Origin of the sequence: Moorena sp. SIO3I8, assembly GCF_010692325.1 — a bacterium.
In the GTDB taxonomy this organism is placed as follows: domain Bacteria; phylum Cyanobacteriota; class Cyanobacteriia; order Cyanobacteriales; family Coleofasciculaceae; genus Moorena.
This window is the reverse complement of sequence record NZ_JAAHHW010000329.1, coordinates 1-1,763: the sequence shown is the minus strand read 5'-3', so window position 1 is coordinate 1,763 and position 1,763 is coordinate 1. Positions and strand designations below refer to the sequence as shown.

General features: G+C 38.9%; 1 protein-coding gene and 1 pseudogene. One reads left to right on the top strand and one right to left on the bottom strand.

The genetic code is table 11. The annotated features are described in order from the left end of the window. Positions 1-120 (bottom strand): annotated as a pseudogene (locus F6K51_RS36700) (IS4 family transposase); the annotation flags it as partial. A gap of 106 nt (positions 121-226) precedes the next feature. Between F6K51_RS36700 and F6K51_RS36695 the strand changes: the two are divergent. Continuing rightward, positions 227-1,369, top strand: coding sequence for an IS4 family transposase (locus F6K51_RS36695; protein WP_293030949.1), 1,143 nt, complete (start codon positions 227-229; stop codon positions 1,367-1,369). Positions 1,370-1,763 lie beyond the last annotated feature (394 nt).

Below are 1,763 nucleotides of genomic sequence, written 5' to 3'. Positions count from 1 at the left end.
GAGTTGAGGCAATATCAAAAAGCGTTGCAGATTGCGTTTGCGGCTTCTATATTGAATTGGTTGGGGAAATACGCTTGCTAGAACAGAAAGTTTAACCTGACGATGAGCTTGTATCAATAATCTGAAGGGGTGACATGGAAGTTGAAAAGCACAGTGGGACTGAAATCTGAGAAAATGGGGTCAGAAAAGATGAGAGAGATTCTCACCGCGACCCCATCAAACAAAAATGATAGCTAAATTGTACACCTCACACCTAGAAAAGCAACTATCGAGAGCCCACTACTTAGTCTTAATGCTGGTAATAGGGATACTGCAAAAAGTCAAAAATGTCAAATTAGAAGTGCTAGCACAAGCACTACCAATCCCGATTTTATTTGAGAGTAGAAGAAAAAAACTACAAAGATTCTTAGACTTAGAACAACTAACTATCGAAAAGTGCTGGCTCCCCTGTGTAGAGCTATTATTAAAACAAGTTTTTTGTGAAGAAAAGACGTTATATTTAGCCATAGATAGAACGAGTTGGGGATTGGTAAACATCTTGATGGTGAGTCTAATTTGGCAAAAACGTGCCTTGCCAATAGCTTGGATACTATTAGACAAAAAAGGGAATAGTAATCTTGAGGAACAACAAAAAGTCCTCAACCAAGTATTCCCCTTATTTACTGAGCATCAAGTGGTCGTATTAGGAGACAGAGAATTTTGCTCACCCAAACTAGGAAAGTATCTCACCGCCAAGGGTGTAGACTTTTGTTTGAGACAGAAACAATCCACAAATGTTAGCAGTCAACACCAACTCTCAACTGCCTTGAAAAACTTAGGATTATCTCCGGGAATGAAACTTTTTTTTCAGGGCGTAAATCTTACTAATCAAAAGGGCTTTGGTCCGTTTAATCTGGCGGGTAAGTGGCGCAAAAATTACCGAGAATTTAGTGCTAAAGAACCTTGGTATCTGTTAACTAATCTGCCTAACTTAGAACTAGCTATTAGAGCTTATAAGAAACGTTTTGGCATTGAGGAAATGTTTCGAGATTTCAAGACTGGTGGCTACAATCTTGAAGAGACTAAACTGACAAGCAAGCGCTTATCTACTTTAATTGTACTAATTTCTATTGCCTATACTAGCGCATGCTTAGAAGGACGTATGCTTTCCAATATGGGCTTACAAAAATACTTAGTTCGTCAGCGAGAACCTCAACGTTATATCCGTAGACATAGTAGTTTTTATGTTGGTATTCATGCTCATTTGTGGGTTGATTTATTTCAACTTTACTCTGAATGTGTGCAGGAGTTAATGCAAATTAACCGCCATAAGTTGCCTAATTATCTAAAGGGTCTCAGGGCTAGATTGCAAGTTCTGTCTGCCTTGTAGCTTTCATGTCGCCCCGTCAGCTGTGATCATTAAGCTAATTTCGTTACGGTGCGCTTTACCCGTAATTAAATTCGCCACGGGTCGCACCGCTAAAATTAAGAGCTGATAAACTTGGCTTACAAATATTACAAAATTTAGGTGTGGTTTATTAAGCTGTAGATGTAGTAAAGCTCAAAAAAAATCAAGTTTTTGGGCTAATTTCTATTTCTTTTCACAGAGAAAAAAAGTCAGGAGTGAATCATGGGTATTTTCGAGGATTTAGGCACTTTCACGGGCAATCTCATCAGCCGCAATGGGGAGCTTAGGCTCTTAGACCGCAGTGATGTGTTTAAGTTTAGGGTCTCAAACAACGGTCAAATTAAGCTAAATTTATACCAGATCAGTGCCGGTGATA